We start from the raw sequence: 15,382 nt of genomic DNA on the forward strand, positions 1-15,382 counted from the left end.
GTATGGGTAAATGACTATTGATGACTTATCAGTGGTTGATTCAAGGGTAGTAGGATTTAAACAAACTAAACTAGCCATTGAAAGTGGAAAGGCTGAAATAGTTTATGTTGCAAAAGATGCAGAAAAACACATATCTGACCCCATACTGCAACTTTGTGAAAATAGAGGTATAAAGTTATACTTTGTAGACAGCATGGCTGTATTAGGTAAAAGTTGTGGAATTCAAGTTAGGGCAGCAACTGCAGCGATTATAAAGAATTAAAAAGCCCCGGCTTTGCCGGGGCAACCAAGGCCTATGCCATGGGGAAGGAGGTGCAACTATGCCAACAATTAGCCAATTAGTTCGTAGAGGCAGAAAAGAAGTTGTTAAAAAATCAACTGCTCCTGCCCTGGAAAATTCACCTCAAAAAAGAGGGGTGTGCACCAGAGTATCCACTCTAACTCCCAAAAAACCAAACTCAGCTTTGAGAAAAGTTGCTAGAGTTAGACTAACAAATGGTACTGAGGTTACAGCTTATATACCTGGTATCGGTCACAACTTACAAGAACACTCTGTTGTCCTTGTTAGAGGTGGGAGAGTAAAAGATTTACCTGGTGTGCGTTATCATATAGTTCGTGGTTCTTTAGACACTGCCGGTGTACAAGACAGAGGCCAAGGACGTTCCAAATATGGTACTAAGAGACCAAAAGACAAAAAATAAAAATGTAAGTAGCAAAGGAGGGGTGATTATGCCTAGAAAGGGACCCGTGCCCAAAAGAGATATCCTGCCAGATCCAGTTTACGGTAGTCAACTAGTATCTCGTTTTATTAATAAAATTATGCTAGACGGTAAAAGAGGCGTTGCTCAAAATATTATGTACGGCGCTCTAGATAGAATTAAAGAAAATACTGGAAAAGACCCAATAGAGGTTTTAGAGGAAGCTATGAATAACGTAATGCCAGTACTAGAAGTGAAATCTCGTCGAGTAGGTGGATCTAACTACCAAGTTCCTGTAGAGGTTAGACCAGAGCGTAGACGCACTCTTGCTATCCGTTGGATTGCTGAGTATTCCCGAAAGCGTGGGGAAAAAACAATGATAGAAAGACTTTCGTCTGAGCTTATGGATGCAGCCAATAACATGGGTGCTTCAGTTAAAAAGAAAGAAGATGTCCACAAAATGGCAGAAGCAAACAAAGCATTTGCCCACTATCGTTGGTAAAATTATAATATTTGTTATTTTAGTTAAAATAGCACTAGAAGGGAGGAATTGTGGTGCCTAGACAATTTCCGTTAGAAAAATACCGTAATATAGGAATTATGGCTCACATCGATGCCGGTAAAACCACAACAACAGAACGTGTGTTGTTTTACACTGGTCGAGTTCATAAGCTAGGTGAAACTCACGATGGGGCTGCAACAATGGATTGGATGGCCCAGGAACAAGAAAGAGGTATAACAATAACCTCTGCGGCAACTACTGCTGAATGGAAAGATCACAGGGTAAATATTATCGATACACCAGGACACGTGGACTTTACTGTGGAAGTAGAAAGATCTCTTCGTGTACTTGATGGTGCTGTGGGAGTTTTCTGTGCAAAAGGTGGGGTTGAGCCACAATCAGAAACAGTTTGGAGACAAGCTGACAAGTATGAAGTACCAAGAATAGCTTATGTTAACAAAATGGATATAACTGGTGCTGATTTTTATAGAGCGTTAGACATGATGAGGGACAGATTAAAAGCTAATGCAGTAGCGATTCAGTTGCCAATTGGTGCTGAAGATACCTTTGATGGAATAATCGACTTAGTTACCATGAAAGCTCATAAATATATTGATGATTTAGGTACTAAATCTGAACAAACAGATATCCCTGCTGACATGAAAGACAAAGCAGAAGAATATAGAGAAAAGCTTTTAGACGCTGTGGCTGAAAACGATGAAGAGCTAATGATGAAATACCTTGAAGGTGAAGAACTTACTGAGCAAGAAATTAAAGATGCTTTAAGAAAAGGCTGTGTAAACAACGAAATAGTAGCTGTTCTTTGTGGTTCTTCTTATAAAAATAAAGGTGTACAGTTGTTACTAGATGCAGTGGTTGACTACCTTCCATCACCTTTAGACATCCCTCCTATCCAGGGTGTAGATGTTGACGATGAGGAGGAAAAGATGGAAAGACCAGCTGATGATAATGAACCTTTCTCAGCTTTAGCGTTTAAAATAATGACAGATCCATATGTTGGTAAGTTGGCTTTCTTTAGAGCGTATTCTGGTGTGTTGAAGGCTGGATCATATGTGTTTAATCCGGTAAAAGGCAAAAAAGAGAGAATCGGTCGCTTGCTTCAGATGCACGCAAACCATCGTGAAGAGATTGGTGAGGTTCGCACTGGTGATATAGCTGCTATAGTTGGTCTTAAAGACACAGCAACAGGTGACACCCTTTGTGATCAAGACAATCAAATTATACTAGAATCTATGGTATTCCCTGAGCCTGTTATTTCGGTAGCTATTGAGCCAAAAACCAAAGCAGACCAAGAAAAAATGTCTACATCTTTACAAAAACTCGCAGAAGAAGACCCAACGTTTAAAGCGTGGTCTGATGAAGAAACTGGCCAGACCATCATAGCAGGTATGGGTGAGCTTCATCTAGACGTTATAGTTGACAGATTACTTCGTGAATTCAAAGTAGATGCTGATGTAGGTAAGCCTCAGGTTGCTTATAAAGAAACAATTACTAAGCAAGTTAAGGCTGAAGGTAAATTTGTTAGACAATCTGGTGGTAGAGGTCAATACGGTCATGTATGGATTGAGCTTGAGCCAAAAGAACCGGGCGAAGGTTACGAGTTTGTGGACAAGGTCGTTGGTGGTGTAGTACCTAGAGATTACATCAACTCAGTAGATCAAGGTATCCAAGAAGCGCTGCAAAATGGTGTTTTAGCAGGCTATCCAGTTCTGGATGTAAAAGCTACACTATTTGATGGTTCTTACCACGATGTAGACTCCTCAGAGATGGCCTTTAAGGTGGCTGGTTCTATGGGTGCTAAAGAGGCTATGAGAAAGGCAGGGCCTGCAATATTAGAGCCGATGATGAAAGTAGAGGCTGTTGTACCAGAGGAATATATGGGAGATGTAATGGGTGATATAAACTCTAGAAGAGGTAGGATTGAAGGCATGGAAAACATTGGTGGAGCACAGGTGATTAGAGGTTTTGTTCCGCTGTCTGAAATGTTTGGATATGCTACAGATCTAAGGTCTAAGACCCAAGGTAGAGGTACCTACTCTATGGAGTTTAGTCATTACGATCAAGTTCCTAAGTCTATAGCTGAAGAGATTATGGAATCTAAAAAATAATAGCAATCAAATTTTTGGGGACCTAACCCCAAGTAATAAATAAATAATTTATTGTATTTAAGGAGGATGAGTAAGAATGTCAAAAGAAAAATTTGAACGTTCAAAGCCCCATGTTAACGTTGGAACAATCGGCCACGTTGACCATGGTAAGACTACATTAACTGCTGCTTTAACAACTGTTATTTCTGCTACAGGTGGAGCTGATAAAATGGCGTATGATGCTATTGATAAAGCTCCAGAGGAAAGAGAAAGAGGTATTACAATATCTACTGCTCACGTTGAGTACGAGACTGAAAACCGTCACTACGCTCACGTTGACTGCCCAGGCCATGCTGACTATGTTAAAAACATGATCACTGGTGCTGCACAAATGGATGGAGCTATCCTAGTAGTATCTGCTGCTGATGGCCCAATGCCTCAAACAAGAGAGCATATCCTTCTATCTCGTCAGGTAGGTGTACCACACATCGTAGTATTCCTTAACAAAGCTGACATGGTAGATGACGAAGAGCTTCTAGAACTTGTTGAAATGGAAGTAAGAGACCTACTTTCTGAGTACGACTTCCCAGGTGATGATACTCCTATCGTTACTGGTTCTGCTCTTAAAGCTTTAGAGTGTGGCTGTGGAACTAGAGAGTGTGACTGGTGTGGCAAGCTTTGGGAACTAATGGATGCTATTGATGATTACATCCCAACTCCAGAGCGTGATACAGATAAAGATTTCTTAATGCCAATTGAGGACGTATTCACAATCACTGGCCGTGGTACAGTTGTTACTGGCCGTGTTGAGCGTGGTCAAATCAAAGTTGGCGATGAGATTGAAATTGTTGGTCTTCAAGAAGAAACTAGAAAAACAGTTTGTACTGGTGTAGAGATGTTTAGAAAACTTCTTGATAGCGCAGAAGCTGGTGACAACATTGGTGCACTTCTTCGTGGTGTTAACAGAGAAGACATCGAAAGAGGCCAAGTACTTGCTAAGCCTGGTTCAATCAAACAACACACTGCTTTTGAAGCAGAGGTTTACGCCCTAAGTAAAGAAGAGGGTGGCCGTCATAAGCCATTCTTTAACGGTTACCGTCCACAGTTCTATTTCCGTACAACTGATGTAACTGGCGTGGTAACTCTTCCAGAGGGCACTGAAATGGTTATGCCTGGCGACAACGTTAAAATCGACGTTGAGCTAATAACTCCAATCGCTATTGAAGAGGGATTAAGATTTGCGATTCGTGAGGGTGGCCGTACTGTTGGTGCTGGCGTTGTAACTGCTATTAAGTAGTTTGCATACGCTTTTTATAAAGTTTAAAATAAGGGTGGCTTACAGGTTGTACCTGTAACCCCCCTTATTTTAACTACATAACCGCAAACATAAAAAAAGTCAAAAGTCAAGGCTTGTTTTTATAATTAAAAAGCGATATAATATAGTGGTTGTGTAATAGTGACAGCGATGATGCGAAAGGTTGCTCCTTGAATTTTGAGGAAATTTTCGCGGAGTATGTCCGTTTAAAAAAATGGGCGAAAAGGAGGTAAAAAAATGGCTTCAGAAAAAATTAGAATTAGGCTTAAAGCGTTTGATCACCAAGCACTAGACCAGTCTGCTGAGAAAATCGTAGAGAACGCAAAAAGAACAGGGGCACAAGTTTCTGGACCTGTACCGTTGCCTACAGAGAAGAGTATCTATACTATCTTAAGAGCTGTTCATAAATATAAAGACTCAAGAGAACAGTTTGAAATGAGGACTCATAAGCGTCTTATTGACATTTTAGAGCCAACACCAAAGACTGTAGACGCATTAATGAAGTTGGATTTACCAGCAGGTGTTGATATCGAAATTAAGCTATAAATTGAAGACCTAAAAAAGAATTGTAGGTCTTTTTAGACTGTTTATAGTACTAATTTTAGGGAGGTGGCAAACGTGAAAAAAGCAATCATTGGTAAAAAACTAGGGATGAGTCAAATATTTGCAGAAAACGGCGAGGTTGTGCCTGTTACTGTTATAGAAGCTGGTCCTTGTAAAGTTGTGCAAAAAAGAACTGAAGAAACTGATGGTTACTCTGCGGTTCAACTAGGTTATGGTGAAGTTAAAGAGGTTCGTGCTAACAAGCCGATGAAAGGACACTTTGACAAAGCTGGAGTAAAACCTATGAGACACCTGGTAGAGTTTAAATTAGAAAATAGTGAAAGTCTAGAGGTGGGTCAAGAGGTTAAAGTGGATTCTTTTGAAGAAGGTGAAGCTGTAGACGTAACTGGCACATCTAAGGGAAAAGGATTTGCAGGTTCTATTAAAAGGCATAACTACAGCAGAGGGCCTATGACCCATGGTTCCCACTATCATCGTGGTCCCGGTTCATTAGGAGCTGTAGACCCAGCTAGAGTGTTCAAAGGAACCAAACTGCCTGGCAGAATGGGTGGCGAAACAGTGACTGTTAGAAACTTAGATGTTGTTAAAGTAGACGCTGATCGCAATTTGCTTTTAGTAAAGGGAGCGGTTCCTGGCAAAAACGGGAGCGTTGTATTCCTTAGAGATACTAACAAGACAAAGTAGTTGAGTCTTGATGAAAGGAGGAAGTAAAATGCCAAAAGTGGCGATTTATGATATTCAAGGGCAAGTTGTTTCAGAAATGGAGCTAAGTCCTGAGATTTTTGAAGCAAAAGTTAATGAAGCAGCTGTACATCGAGTAGTTGTTGCTCATCTAGCTGCCAAAAGACAAGGGACAGCATCAACAAAAAGCCGTGGAGAAGTGAGCGGTGGAGGTGCGAGGCCTTGGCGCCAAAAGGGCACAGGTAGAGCCCGACATGGCACAATCAGATCACCTTTATGGGTTGGCGGTGGTGTTGCGTTCGGTCCTAAGCCGAGAGAGTACCGTTTAAAGGTTCCTAAAAAGGTGCGTAGACTAGCGATGAAATCCGCGTTAACTACAAAGGTGCAAAATGATAATCTAAAAGTGTTAAAGGCTTTAGAGATCAACACCCCAAAAACAAAAGAGGTAGTAGAATTGCTTAACAACTTAGATGTTGATAAAAAAGCTCTAGTTGTTACTGCAGGCGCTGACTCTATAGTTTATAAATCTGCTAGAAATATTCCAGGAGTAAGCACTGCTTTTGTTGATACTCTAAATGTTTATGACATCCTAAACCACAACACCGTGATTATTACAGAAGAAGCGGTTAAAAAAGTGGAGGAGGTGCTTGGGTAATGAGAGATCCCCGCGATATTGTTAAAAGACCGCTTGTTACAGAAAAAACAAATGATATGATGGCTGACAATAAATATACTTTCGAAGTAGATAAAAATGCTAACAAAATAGAAATTAAAAATGCCATCCAAAAACTGTTTGATGTAAAAGTGGATAACGTTAATACTATGAATATGAAGGGCAAATTCAAAAGGATGGGTGTTCACTCAGGTTATAGACCTAACTGGAAAAAAGCAATAGTTACGCTTAGTGAAGATTCTAAACCTATCGAAATATTTGAATAGATAAACAAGCAAAGGAGGGAAATTAAAATGGCAGTAAAAGGTTTTAAACCAACTTCCCCAGGAAAAAGGTTTATGACAATTTCTACCTTTGAAGAGGTTACTACATCAACGCCGGAAAAATCTTTGTTGGCGCCGCTAAAAAAGAAGGCTGGTAGAAATGCTCAAGGTAGGCTAACAGTTCGCCACCAAGGTGGTGGTCATAAACAAAAGTATAGAATTATTGACTTTAAAAGAAACAAGCATGATATTGAAGCTAAAGTGGCAAGTATCGAATATGATCCTAATAGAACTGCAAACATAGCACTTTTGCACTATGTAGATGGTGAAAAAAGATACATTATTGCACCTAGTAACCTAAAGGTGGGAGATATAGTTAAAGCTGGTGAGAATGCAGATATCAAAGTAGGGAATGCACTACCGTTGCGCAGAATACCTACTGGTACTGTAATTCATAACATTGAGCTAAAAAAAGGCAAGGGCGGTCAGTTAGTGCGTTCTGCTGGCAATTCAGCTCAGCTTCAAGCAAAAGAAGGGAAATATGCCCATGTTCGCCTTCCTTCAGGTGAAACAAGACTAATTCATCTGGATTGCTACGCAACTATCGGTCAGGTAGGGAATATAGAACATGAAAACATTTCAATTGGTAAAGCAGGAAAATCTCGCTGGTTAGGTAAAAGACCTACAGTACGTGGTGTAGTTATGAACCCTGCAGATCACCCGCACGGTGGTGGAGAAGGAAAGGCTCCAATCGGTCTTAAGAGCCCGGTTACCCCTTGGGGACAGCCTACTTTGGGTTACAAAACACGCAAAAAGAATAAGTCCAGTGATAAATACATTATTAAAAGGCGTAAAAAGAAATAACGCCAACTAATAGGGTGAAGAGGAGGGAAAAGACATGGCAAGATCTCTTAAAAAAGGCCCTTTTTGTGATGACCATTTAATGAAGAAAATTGAAGAAATGAACAAAAAGAACGAAAAGAAAGTTATCAAAACTTGGTCTAGACGTTCTACTGTATTTCCAGAGTTTGTCGGCCATACAATAGCCGTACATGATGGAAGAAAGCACGTTCCAGTATTTATTAGCGAAGACATGGTAGGTCACAAGCTTGGAGAATTCGTCCCAACAAGAACTTTTAAAGGTCATGGCGGAGACGAACGCACAAGCGGACTCAAATAGTGTTAACTAACGCTAGAGAGGAGGATTACAGATGGAAGCAAAAGCTGTGGCTCGTTATGTTCGTATAGCCCCCAGAAAAGTTAGAGTTGTCATAGATTTAATTAGGGGCAAGGATGTTGCAGAAGCTTTGGCAGTGTTGAAACACACACCGAAGGCCGCTTCTCCTCAACTGGAGAAAGTGTTAAACTCTGCTGTTGCCAACGCAGAACATAATTTTGAAATGGATGCCAATAACCTTTATATTTCAGAAGCTTACGTTGACCAAGGCCCGACCTTAAAGAGGTTCCGTCCAAGGGCTCAAGGTAGAGCGACTAGAATAAATAAAAGAACTAGCCACATTACATTAGTAGTGTCGGAGAAAAAGGAGGGATAGATAGTGGGTCAAAAAGTTAATCCAATTGGCTTGAGAATGGGAGTTATCCGTGACTGGGATGCAAAATGGTATGCTGGGAAAAAGGATTTTGTGGATACACTACATGAAGATATCAAGCTGAGAAAATACATTCGTGAAAACGTTAAAAACTCTGGAGTTTCTAAAATTGAAATTGAAAGAGCTGCCAACAGAATAAGAATAACTATTCATACCTCTAAACCTGGTATGGTTATAGGAAAAGGCGGTTCTGGAGTTGAAAAGCTTAGAAAGAAAATTACAGAAATGGTGGATCAAGCAAACGGCAAAAAACAAGTTCACCTAAACATCATGGAGATTAAAAGACCGGACTTAGATGCCCAACTAGTAGCTGAAGGAATTGCTTCTCAACTAGAAAGAAGGGTGGCTTTTAGAAGAGCTATGAAACAATCTATCGGACGTACCCTGAGAAATGGCGCTGAAGGAATTAAAACAATGGTAAGCGGCCGTTTAGGTGGAGCAGACATGGCTCGTACCGAGTGGTATACCGAAGGTAATGTTCCTCTTCAAACTTTAAGAGCTGATGTAGACTATGGTTTTGCAGAGGCTGACACCACTTACGGCAAAATCGGTGTTAAAGTTTGGATTTATAAAGGTGAAGTTCTTCCAAAAGCAAAGGATAAACAAGCTGAGGAAGGAGGAAAATAAATATGTTAATGCCTAAAAGAGTTAAGTTCCGCAGACCACATCGCGGTGGAATTAAGGGAAAGGCTCATTCTGGTACAAACGTTGATTTTGGCGAGTACGGCTTGCAATCTCTAGATGCGTCATGGATTACAAACAGACAAATAGAGGCTGCTCGTGTAGCCATGACACGCTATATAAAAAGAGGCGGTAAAGTGTGGATAAAAATTTTCCCGCACAAACCAATAACTGCAAAACCTGCAGAGACTCGTATGGGTTCTGGTAAAGGTTCTCCTGAAAACTGGGTGGCAGTTGTAAAACCTGGTAGGGTAATGTTCGAACTTGCAGGTGTAAGTGAAGAGGTGGCAAGAGAGGCGCTTAGATTAGCAGCTCATAAATTGCCAGTAAAGTGTAAGATTGTAAAACGGGAAGAATTGGGTGGTGAAAACCATGAAGGCTAATGAAGTTAGAAACCTAAATGAAAAAGAGTTGGCCCAAAAGCTAGATGACTTGAAAACAGAGCTATTTAATCTTCGTTTTCAATTGGCGGCAGGACAGTTGGAAAACCCAATGCGCATCCGTCAAGTAAGAAGGGATATTGCCCGTGTTAAAACGATTATGCGGGAAAGAGAGTTAGATATTAACACTCAATAGCCTTAATATCAGGTGAAAGGAGGCTACTATAAATGGTGGAAAGAAATAACCGAAAAGTGAGAGTTGGTAAAGTGGTCAGCGACAAAATGGACAAAACCGCTACAGTGGCTGTTGAAACAATGACTTTCCATAAGCTTTATGGGAAGAGAATTAAAAGAACCACAAAATTTAAAGCTCATGACCAAGATAACCAATGTAAAATTGGCGATATAGTAAAAATTATGGAAACTCGTCCTTTAAGTAAGTCAAAAAGGTGGAGAGTTGTAGAAGTAACTGAAAAAGCTAAGTAGTTGATTATAGGTGTACCTAAGTTGAAAGGAGGGGCTGTAAAATGATTCAACAGCAGACAGTGTTGAATACCGCCGATAACTCCGGTGCTCGTAAGTTACAGTGCATCAAAGTTTTAGGAGGTTCTAAACGTCGTACTGCCAATATCGGAGACGTGATAGTGGCTTCTGTTAAAGAGGCAACACCCGGTGGTGTTGTAAAAAAAGGCGAAGTGGTAAGAGCGGTAATCGTTCGCACCCGGTATGGAGTTCGCCGTAAAGATGGTTCTTATATAAGGTTTGATGAAAACTCAGCCGTTATAATAAATGATACTAACGCTCCTAGAGGCACTAGGATCTTTGGACCAGTAGCTCGAGAGCTTAGAACTAAAGATTTCATGAAAATCGTTTCACTAGCACCAGAAGTAATTTAATTGAGGAGGTGTTAAAACATGACTCCTAAAGTACATGTTAAAAAAGACGACAAAGTTGTTGTGCTTTCAGGTAAAGATAAAGGTAAATCTGGCAAGGTACTAAAAGTAATTCCTCGCGATAATAAAGTTGTGGTAGAGGGTGCTAATATTCAAAAGAAACATGCCAAGCCAACTCGTAACAATCCGCAAGGCGGCGTTATTGAGCAGGAAGCACCTTTATATAGTTCCAAAGTACAGCTTGTTTGTCCGCGTTGCGATAAGCCTGCTCGCGTTGGAGCAAGGTTCTTAGAAGACGGCAAAAAAGTTCGCGACTGTAAAAAATGTGGCGAAGTAATAGATAAGTAATTTTGCTGGAAGGGAGGTAAACAATCTTGGCTAGATTAAAGAGTTTATACCGTGAAGAAATAATCCCGACTATGGTTGAAAAGTTTGGATATACAAATGTAATGGAAGTGCCATATATAGAAAAAATTGTTGTCAATATGGGTGTTGGCGAAGCAAAGGACAATCCTAAAGCTTTAGAGGCTGCTGTAAAAGACCTTGAAACAATTGCAGGTCAAAAGCCAGTTATTACAAAAGCTAAAAAGGCAATTGCTGGATTCAAAATTCGTGAGGGCATGAAAATTGGCACAAAAGTTACTTTACGTGGAAATAGAATGTATGAGTTTTTAGATAGATTAGTAAACGTGGCTTTGCCTCGTGTTCGAGATTTTAGAGGCGTATCTGCTAAAGCTTTTGATGGAAGAGGTAACTATACCCTAGGACTTAAAGAGCAAATAATTTTTCCAGAGATTGACTATGACAAAATTGATAAAGTTAGAGGTATGGATATAGTTGTTGTTACAACATCTAAAACAGACGAAGAAGCCCGTGAGTTACTAAGAGCGTTCGGAATGCCATTTAAATCCTAGTGGCTGGACCACACAAACGAAGGAGGGAACAAAGTGGCTAAAAAGTCAATGATAGCAAAACAGAAAAGGAAGGCCAAGTTCTCAGTGCGTAAATACAACCGTTGCAAAATCTGCGGTCGTCCACACGCCTACATGAGAGACTTTGGAATGTGCCGTATCTGTTTCCGTGAACTAGCGTATAAAGGTGAAATACCTGGCGTAAAAAAAGCCAGCTGGTAAACCAGAGTCTAAGGAAGGAGGTTTTTACAGATGACTATGACAGATCCTATTGCTGATATGTTAACCAGGGTCAGAAATGCGAACATGGCTCTTCATAATACATTAGAAGTACCAGGTTCAAACATGAAACGCAGTCTAGCGCAAATTTTAAAAGATAATGGCTTTATAAAAGATTTTGAGTGGATTGAAGATGGTAAGCAAGGTGTTATTAAAATCCACCTAAAATATGGTCCAGATCGTCAAAGAGTTATTACGGGACTTAAAAAAATCAGCAAGCCTGGATTGAGAGTATATGCCAGTAAAGATGAGCTTCCTAAAGTATTAGGGGGATTAGGCGTTGCGGTAATATCAACCTCAAAAGGCTTGATGACAGACAAGGAAGCAAGAAAAGAAAATGTTGGTGGCGAGGTAGTTTGCTATATCTGGTAGAGTATAAAGCCCCACATGGAAATAGGAGGTGTGAAACATGTCAAGAATTGGTAAAAGGCCGGTAAGCATCCCTTCAGGTGTTGAAGTTAACGTCAATGAAAATAATTTAGTTACTGTTAAAGGACCTAAGGGCACACTTGCAAACCAAATTTCTCCTGAAATGGATATCAAAATTGAAAATAACGAAGTAGTTGTCAACAGACCTTCTGACAATAAAAAACACCGTGCTCTACATGGTTTAAGTAGAAGCTTGGTTTCTAACATGATTGAAGGTGTAACAAAAGGTTACTCTAAAAATCTTGAGTTGGTAGGGGTAGGTTATAGGGCTTCTAAAAAAGGCAAAAATCTAGTCCTAAATGTTGGCTACTCACATCCTGTTGAAATAGAACAACCAGATTCAATTGAAATTGAGGTTCCTGAAAACACAAAGATTACTGTTAAAGGTATTAATAAGCAACTAGTAGGTCAAATGGCTGCTAGAATTCGTGCTGTTAGAGAGCCTGAGCCATACCTAGCTAAAGGTATTCGATACGAGGGTGAGTATATCCGTCGTAAAGAAGGTAAAACTGGTAAGTAGGCAAAATAAATGGCATAACGGAAGAAAGGAGTGAGCATGGGTGAGCCAAAAACTAAGTAAAAACGTTATTCGTTTAAAGCGTCACAAAAGGCAAAGAAGTAACATTTTTGGAACCCCCGAACGCCCGAGATTAAATGTTTTTCGTTCGCTAAAGAATGTTTATGCACAAGTTATAGATGACAGTACTGGAACTACTTTAGTTTCTGCTTCTACTCAAGACAAAGAGTTAAAAGGAACTGATGGAAACTCAGAAGGAGCTAAGGCTGTAGGTGAACTTGTTGCAAAAAGAGCGCTTGATAAAGGGATAGAAACCGTTGTTTTTGATAGAGGTGGATATATTTATCATGGACGTATAAAAGCTTTAGCAGATGCTGCTAGAGAAGCAGGACTCAAATTTTAGGAAAAGGAGGGGAACCGAGTGAAAAATTTCGACCCAAGCACTTTAGATTTAACTGAAAGAGTCGTAAAAATCAACAGAGTAGCAAAGGTAGTAAAGGGTGGACGTCGTTTCAGTTTTAGTGCACTTGTTGTTGTAGGTGATGGCAACGGGCATATAGGAGCTGGCATGGGCAAAGCCGGAGAAGTACCAGAAGCTATTCGTAAAGCTATAGAAGATGCTAAAAAGAAGATGATTAAGGTGCCTGTGGTAGGGACTACTATTCCTCACCAGGTAGACGGTAGATTCGGCGGTGGTAAAGTATTTATGAAACCAGCTGCTGAAGGTACTGGAGTTATTGCTGGTGGTCCAGTACGTGCGGTGTTAGAAGTAGCTGGTGTAAGAGACATCCTAACCAAATCTTTAGGATCGGATAACGCCCTTAACATCGTACATGCAACTATTGCAGGATTAAAAGAACTACGTACTGTCGAACAAGTAGCCAAACTGAGAGGCAAAACTGTAGAGGAAATTTTAGAATAGGAGGGTTGAAAATGGCTAAAACGTTAGAAATCAAACTAGTGAGAAGCTTAATTGGGAAGTCAAAAGACCAAAGAGCAACAGTAAAATCGTTAGGTCTTCATAAGCTCCAACAAGTTGTCACTCAGCCTGACAACCCTCAAACTAGAGGTAAAATAGAAAAAGTTTCTCATCTAGTAGAAGTTGTAGAAGGTTAACAAAACCTCATTTAGTCACCATACCATAAAAGGAGGTGCGAAGCTTAATGGAACTACACAAATTAAGGCCACCGAAAGGTGCTAAAAAAGCTCGCAAAAGAAAAGGTATCGGCCCCGGAACTGGGCTAGGAAAAACCGCTGGCCGTGGACATGGCGGTCAAAATTCTCGTAGTGGCGGTGGTGTTAGACCAGGTTTTGAAGGTGGGCAAACACCACTTCAGGGCAGGGTGCCAAAAAGAGGATTTAACAACAAAAGATATACAAAGAATTGGACAATAATAAACTTAAAAGATTTAAATATTTTCGCAGCAGAAACCGTTGTAACACCTGAGCTCTTACTGGAAAAAAAGATTATCAAAAAAATTGGCGACGGTGTCAAAGTTTTAGGAAACGGTGAACTTTCAGTTAAATTAGACGTGAAAGCTCATGGTTTTACCAAATCAGCCGCTGCGAAAATCGAGGAGCAAGGCGGCACAACTGAGGTGATATAAAATGAAGTTTTTAGAGACCTTACGAAACGCCTGGAAGGTAAAAGACATCCGTACTAAGATCCTATTCACTTTAGCAATGTTGCTAGTGTTTAGATTAGGTACTTTTGTCCCAGTGCCTGGCATCGATTCAGCCCAAGTACAAAACCTAGTACAAGACGGCGGCGGGTTACTAGGACTTTTTGATACCCTTGGAGGGGGAGCTTTTGCTAACTTCTCAATTTTTGCCATGGGTATCATGCCTTACATTAATGCCTCAATCATTATGCAACTTTTGACAGTGGTTGTCCCAACTTTTGAAAGATGGTCAAAAGAAGGAGAAGAAGGTAAAAAGAAACTTCAACAGGCTATCAGGTACGCTACTGTTGTCATCGCGTTGATTCAGTCAATAGGACTGAGCTTTGGATTTAGAGGCTTTGTTGACAATTTTGGAGTAGGTTCAGTAACCTTAATTGCTTTAAGTTTAACTGCAGGTACTGCATTTTTGATGTGGTTAGGTGAACAAATTACAGAAAAGGGTATAGGTAATGGTATTTCTTTGATTATATTTGCTGGTATAGTTTCGCAACTACCGGCTACCTTAATGCGTTATTTTACCCTTTGGCAAGCAGGGGAACTTCAGCTTTTTGGTATAGTGATGCTGCTACTTATGGCAGTTTTAGTAATAGCAGGCGTTGTTTATATACAAGAGGGAGAGAGAAGAATCCCAGTCCAATATGCTAAAAGAGTTGTAGGTAGGAAAATGTATGGAGGGCAAGCTACCCATATACCTTTAAAAGTAAACCAATCTGGTGTAATCCCTGTAATTTTTGCCACTTCGATATTGATGTTTCCTTCAGCTATAGGCCAATTTACCAATAATGCAATTATATCGGCTATAGCAGGATTCTTTGATATTGCCAGTGTTTCTGGCCAAATCCTTCAAGTTCTGCTAATTATTGCTTTTGCTTACTTTTACACTGCAATAACCGTTAATCCGGAAGATTTAGCGGATAACATGAAGAAAAACGGTGGTTTCATCCCAGGTATAAGACCAGGGAGACCAACTGCGGCCCATATACAAACAATATTAACAAGAATCACCCTTGTAGGCGCTCTTTTCCTGGCCTTGATTGTTATGCTTCCGTTTATACTAGGTGCACTTGTGGATGGAGTACAAATTGGTATAGGAGGAACATCTTTGCTAATTGTTGTGGGTGTTGCTTTAGAAACGATGAAGCAAATAGAAAGTCAAATGCTTATGCGTCACTACAAAGGGTTTATGAGCTAAACCT

27 protein-coding genes are annotated in these 15,382 nt (G+C 40.2%); all 27 read left to right on the plus strand.

Annotated features, from left to right (window positions below):
• Positions 1-10 precede the first annotated feature (10 nt).
• The 27 genes from PRVXT_RS00810 to secY all read left to right on the plus strand — a co-directional run bounded on the left by PRVXT_RS00810 (position 11) and on the right by secY (position 15,378).
• A complete protein-coding gene (locus PRVXT_RS00810) occupies positions 11-262 on the plus strand; it encodes a ribosomal L7Ae/L30e/S12e/Gadd45 family protein (protein ID WP_350343803.1) in 252 nt (83 codons plus the stop codon).
• 58 nt (positions 263-320) lie between these two features.
• A complete protein-coding gene (gene rpsL / locus PRVXT_RS00815; protein WP_350343804.1) occupies positions 321-701 on the plus strand; it encodes a 30S ribosomal protein S12 in 381 nt (126 codons plus the stop codon).
• Between the two features lie 28 nt (positions 702-729).
• Positions 730-1,200, plus strand: a complete 471-nt coding sequence (rpsG, locus tag PRVXT_RS00820) for a 30S ribosomal protein S7 (RefSeq protein WP_350343805.1) — start codon at positions 730-732, stop codon at positions 1,198-1,200.
• Positions 1,201-1,253: 53 nt separating this feature from the next.
• Positions 1,254-3,329, plus strand: a complete 2,076-nt coding sequence (gene fusA / locus PRVXT_RS00825; RefSeq protein WP_350343806.1) for an elongation factor G — start codon at positions 1,254-1,256, stop codon at positions 3,327-3,329.
• A 76-nt stretch (positions 3,330-3,405) separates the two neighbouring features.
• The gene (gene tuf, locus PRVXT_RS00830) at positions 3,406-4,605 is read left to right on the plus strand and encodes an elongation factor Tu (RefSeq protein WP_350343807.1); all 1,200 of its coding nucleotides are present in this window, start codon (positions 3,406-3,408) and stop codon (positions 4,603-4,605) included.
• Positions 4,606-4,860: 255 nt separating this feature from the next.
• Positions 4,861-5,169, plus strand: coding sequence for a 30S ribosomal protein S10 (rpsJ, locus tag PRVXT_RS00835; protein ID WP_350343808.1), 309 nt, complete (start codon positions 4,861-4,863; stop codon positions 5,167-5,169).
• 72 nt (positions 5,170-5,241) lie between these two features.
• Complete coding sequence (gene rplC, locus PRVXT_RS00840; RefSeq protein ID WP_350343809.1) at positions 5,242-5,871, plus strand: 50S ribosomal protein L3; 630 nt, start codon at positions 5,242-5,244, stop codon at positions 5,869-5,871.
• Between the two features lie 28 nt (positions 5,872-5,899).
• Positions 5,900-6,523, plus strand: coding sequence for a 50S ribosomal protein L4 (rplD, locus tag PRVXT_RS00845; RefSeq protein WP_350343810.1), 624 nt, complete (start codon positions 5,900-5,902; stop codon positions 6,521-6,523).
• Positions 6,523-6,807: a 50S ribosomal protein L23 gene (gene rplW / locus PRVXT_RS00850; protein ID WP_350343811.1), complete on the plus strand. Its 285-nt coding sequence runs from the start codon at positions 6,523-6,525 to the stop codon at positions 6,805-6,807. The genes rplD and rplW overlap by 1 nt, the downstream gene beginning before the upstream one ends.
• A gap of 27 nt (positions 6,808-6,834) precedes the next feature.
• Positions 6,835-7,668 (plus strand): 50S ribosomal protein L2, encoded by an 834-nt coding sequence (gene rplB / locus PRVXT_RS00855; RefSeq protein WP_350343812.1) that lies wholly within the window; start codon positions 6,835-6,837, stop codon positions 7,666-7,668.
• 34 nt (positions 7,669-7,702) lie between these two features.
• A complete protein-coding gene (gene rpsS, locus PRVXT_RS00860; RefSeq protein WP_350343813.1) occupies positions 7,703-7,984 on the plus strand; it encodes a 30S ribosomal protein S19 in 282 nt (93 codons plus the stop codon).
• A gap of 31 nt (positions 7,985-8,015) precedes the next feature.
• On the plus strand, positions 8,016-8,357 hold the full coding sequence (gene rplV, locus PRVXT_RS00865; RefSeq protein ID WP_350343814.1) for a 50S ribosomal protein L22: 342 nt from the start codon (positions 8,016-8,018) through the stop codon (positions 8,355-8,357).
• A gap of 3 nt (positions 8,358-8,360) precedes the next feature.
• Complete coding sequence (gene rpsC / locus PRVXT_RS00870) at positions 8,361-9,041, plus strand: 30S ribosomal protein S3 (RefSeq protein ID WP_350343815.1); 681 nt, start codon at positions 8,361-8,363, stop codon at positions 9,039-9,041.
• Positions 9,042-9,043: 2 nt separating this feature from the next.
• The gene (gene rplP / locus PRVXT_RS00875) at positions 9,044-9,478 is read left to right on the plus strand and encodes a 50S ribosomal protein L16 (RefSeq protein WP_350343816.1); all 435 of its coding nucleotides are present in this window, start codon (positions 9,044-9,046) and stop codon (positions 9,476-9,478) included.
• Positions 9,468-9,671: a 50S ribosomal protein L29 gene (gene rpmC, locus PRVXT_RS00880; protein WP_350343817.1), complete on the plus strand. Its 204-nt coding sequence runs from the start codon at positions 9,468-9,470 to the stop codon at positions 9,669-9,671. Before rplP ends, rpmC begins: the two co-directional genes overlap by 11 nt.
• Before the next feature lie 32 nt (positions 9,672-9,703).
• Positions 9,704-9,961, plus strand: coding sequence for a 30S ribosomal protein S17 (gene rpsQ / locus PRVXT_RS00885; RefSeq protein ID WP_350343818.1), 258 nt, complete (start codon positions 9,704-9,706; stop codon positions 9,959-9,961).
• Between the two features lie 41 nt (positions 9,962-10,002).
• Positions 10,003-10,371, plus strand: coding sequence for a 50S ribosomal protein L14 (gene rplN, locus PRVXT_RS00890; protein WP_350343819.1), 369 nt, complete (start codon positions 10,003-10,005; stop codon positions 10,369-10,371).
• Positions 10,372-10,389: 18 nt separating this feature from the next.
• Positions 10,390-10,716 (plus strand): 50S ribosomal protein L24, encoded by a 327-nt coding sequence (gene rplX / locus PRVXT_RS00895; RefSeq protein ID WP_350343820.1) that lies wholly within the window; start codon positions 10,390-10,392, stop codon positions 10,714-10,716.
• A gap of 26 nt (positions 10,717-10,742) precedes the next feature.
• Positions 10,743-11,282, plus strand: coding sequence for a 50S ribosomal protein L5 (gene rplE / locus PRVXT_RS00900; RefSeq protein WP_350343821.1), 540 nt, complete (start codon positions 10,743-10,745; stop codon positions 11,280-11,282).
• Between the two features lie 33 nt (positions 11,283-11,315).
• Positions 11,316-11,501, plus strand: a complete 186-nt coding sequence (locus tag PRVXT_RS00905; protein ID WP_350343822.1) for a type Z 30S ribosomal protein S14 — start codon at positions 11,316-11,318, stop codon at positions 11,499-11,501.
• Positions 11,502-11,531: 30 nt separating this feature from the next.
• Positions 11,532-11,930 carry a 30S ribosomal protein S8 gene (gene rpsH, locus PRVXT_RS00910; RefSeq protein WP_350343823.1) on the plus strand — a complete coding sequence of 133 codons (399 nt, stop codon included), beginning with the start codon at positions 11,532-11,534 and terminating at the stop codon, positions 11,928-11,930.
• Positions 11,931-11,967: 37 nt separating this feature from the next.
• Positions 11,968-12,507 (plus strand): 50S ribosomal protein L6, encoded by a 540-nt coding sequence (gene rplF / locus PRVXT_RS00915; protein ID WP_350343824.1) that lies wholly within the window; start codon positions 11,968-11,970, stop codon positions 12,505-12,507.
• Between the two features lie 40 nt (positions 12,508-12,547).
• A complete protein-coding gene (gene rplR, locus PRVXT_RS00920; protein WP_350343825.1) occupies positions 12,548-12,907 on the plus strand; it encodes a 50S ribosomal protein L18 in 360 nt (119 codons plus the stop codon).
• 18 nt (positions 12,908-12,925) lie between these two features.
• A complete protein-coding gene (gene rpsE / locus PRVXT_RS00925) occupies positions 12,926-13,426 on the plus strand; it encodes a 30S ribosomal protein S5 (RefSeq protein WP_350343826.1) in 501 nt (166 codons plus the stop codon).
• Between the two features lie 11 nt (positions 13,427-13,437).
• On the plus strand, positions 13,438-13,620 hold the full coding sequence (rpmD, locus tag PRVXT_RS00930) for a 50S ribosomal protein L30 (RefSeq protein WP_350343827.1): 183 nt from the start codon (positions 13,438-13,440) through the stop codon (positions 13,618-13,620).
• Positions 13,621-13,667: 47 nt separating this feature from the next.
• Positions 13,668-14,111, plus strand: coding sequence for a 50S ribosomal protein L15 (gene rplO, locus PRVXT_RS00935; protein ID WP_350343828.1), 444 nt, complete (start codon positions 13,668-13,670; stop codon positions 14,109-14,111).
• A gap of 1 nt (position 14,112) precedes the next feature.
• Positions 14,113-15,378, plus strand: a complete 1,266-nt coding sequence (gene secY / locus PRVXT_RS00940; RefSeq protein WP_350343829.1) for a preprotein translocase subunit SecY — start codon at positions 14,113-14,115, stop codon at positions 15,376-15,378.
• The last annotated feature ends 4 nt before the right edge of the window (positions 15,379-15,382 follow it).

Origin of the sequence: Proteinivorax tanatarense (assembly GCF_040267685.1) — a bacterium.
Classification (GTDB): Bacteria; Bacillota; Proteinivoracia; order Proteinivoracales; family Proteinivoracaceae; genus Proteinivorax; species Proteinivorax tanatarense.

Bases quoted from the DNA above. Each gene is read 5' to 3' on its own strand.
- PRVXT_RS00810 (WP_350343803.1), top strand. From the start codon at position 11: ATGACTATTGATGACTTATCAGTGGTTGATTCAAGGGTAGTAGGATTT.
- rpsL (WP_350343804.1), top strand. From the start codon at position 321: ATGCCAACAATTAGCCAATTAGTTCGTAGAGGCAGAAAAGAAGTTGTT.
- rpsG (WP_350343805.1), top strand. From the start codon at position 730: ATGCCTAGAAAGGGACCCGTGCCCAAAAGAGATATCCTGCCAGATCCA.
- tuf (WP_350343807.1), top strand. From the start codon at position 3,406: ATGTCAAAAGAAAAATTTGAACGTTCAAAGCCCCATGTTAACGTTGGA.
- rpsJ (WP_350343808.1), top strand. From the start codon at position 4,861: ATGGCTTCAGAAAAAATTAGAATTAGGCTTAAAGCGTTTGATCACCAA.
- rplD (WP_350343810.1), top strand. From the start codon at position 5,900: ATGCCAAAAGTGGCGATTTATGATATTCAAGGGCAAGTTGTTTCAGAA.
- rplW (WP_350343811.1), top strand. From the start codon at position 6,523: ATGAGAGATCCCCGCGATATTGTTAAAAGACCGCTTGTTACAGAAAAA.
- rplB (WP_350343812.1), top strand. From the start codon at position 6,835: ATGGCAGTAAAAGGTTTTAAACCAACTTCCCCAGGAAAAAGGTTTATG.
- rpsS (WP_350343813.1), top strand. From the start codon at position 7,703: ATGGCAAGATCTCTTAAAAAAGGCCCTTTTTGTGATGACCATTTAATG.
- rplV (WP_350343814.1), top strand. From the start codon at position 8,016: ATGGAAGCAAAAGCTGTGGCTCGTTATGTTCGTATAGCCCCCAGAAAA.
- rplP (WP_350343816.1), top strand. From the start codon at position 9,044: ATGTTAATGCCTAAAAGAGTTAAGTTCCGCAGACCACATCGCGGTGGA.
- rpmC (WP_350343817.1), top strand. From the start codon at position 9,468: ATGAAGGCTAATGAAGTTAGAAACCTAAATGAAAAAGAGTTGGCCCAA.
- rpsQ (WP_350343818.1), top strand. From the start codon at position 9,704: ATGGTGGAAAGAAATAACCGAAAAGTGAGAGTTGGTAAAGTGGTCAGC.
- rplN (WP_350343819.1), top strand. From the start codon at position 10,003: ATGATTCAACAGCAGACAGTGTTGAATACCGCCGATAACTCCGGTGCT.
- rplX (WP_350343820.1), top strand. From the start codon at position 10,390: ATGACTCCTAAAGTACATGTTAAAAAAGACGACAAAGTTGTTGTGCTT.
- rpsH (WP_350343823.1), top strand. From the start codon at position 11,532: ATGACTATGACAGATCCTATTGCTGATATGTTAACCAGGGTCAGAAAT.
- rplF (WP_350343824.1), top strand. From the start codon at position 11,968: ATGTCAAGAATTGGTAAAAGGCCGGTAAGCATCCCTTCAGGTGTTGAA.
- rpmD (WP_350343827.1), top strand. From the start codon at position 13,438: ATGGCTAAAACGTTAGAAATCAAACTAGTGAGAAGCTTAATTGGGAAG.
- rplO (WP_350343828.1), top strand. From the start codon at position 13,668: ATGGAACTACACAAATTAAGGCCACCGAAAGGTGCTAAAAAAGCTCGC.
- secY (WP_350343829.1), top strand. From the start codon at position 14,113: ATGAAGTTTTTAGAGACCTTACGAAACGCCTGGAAGGTAAAAGACATC.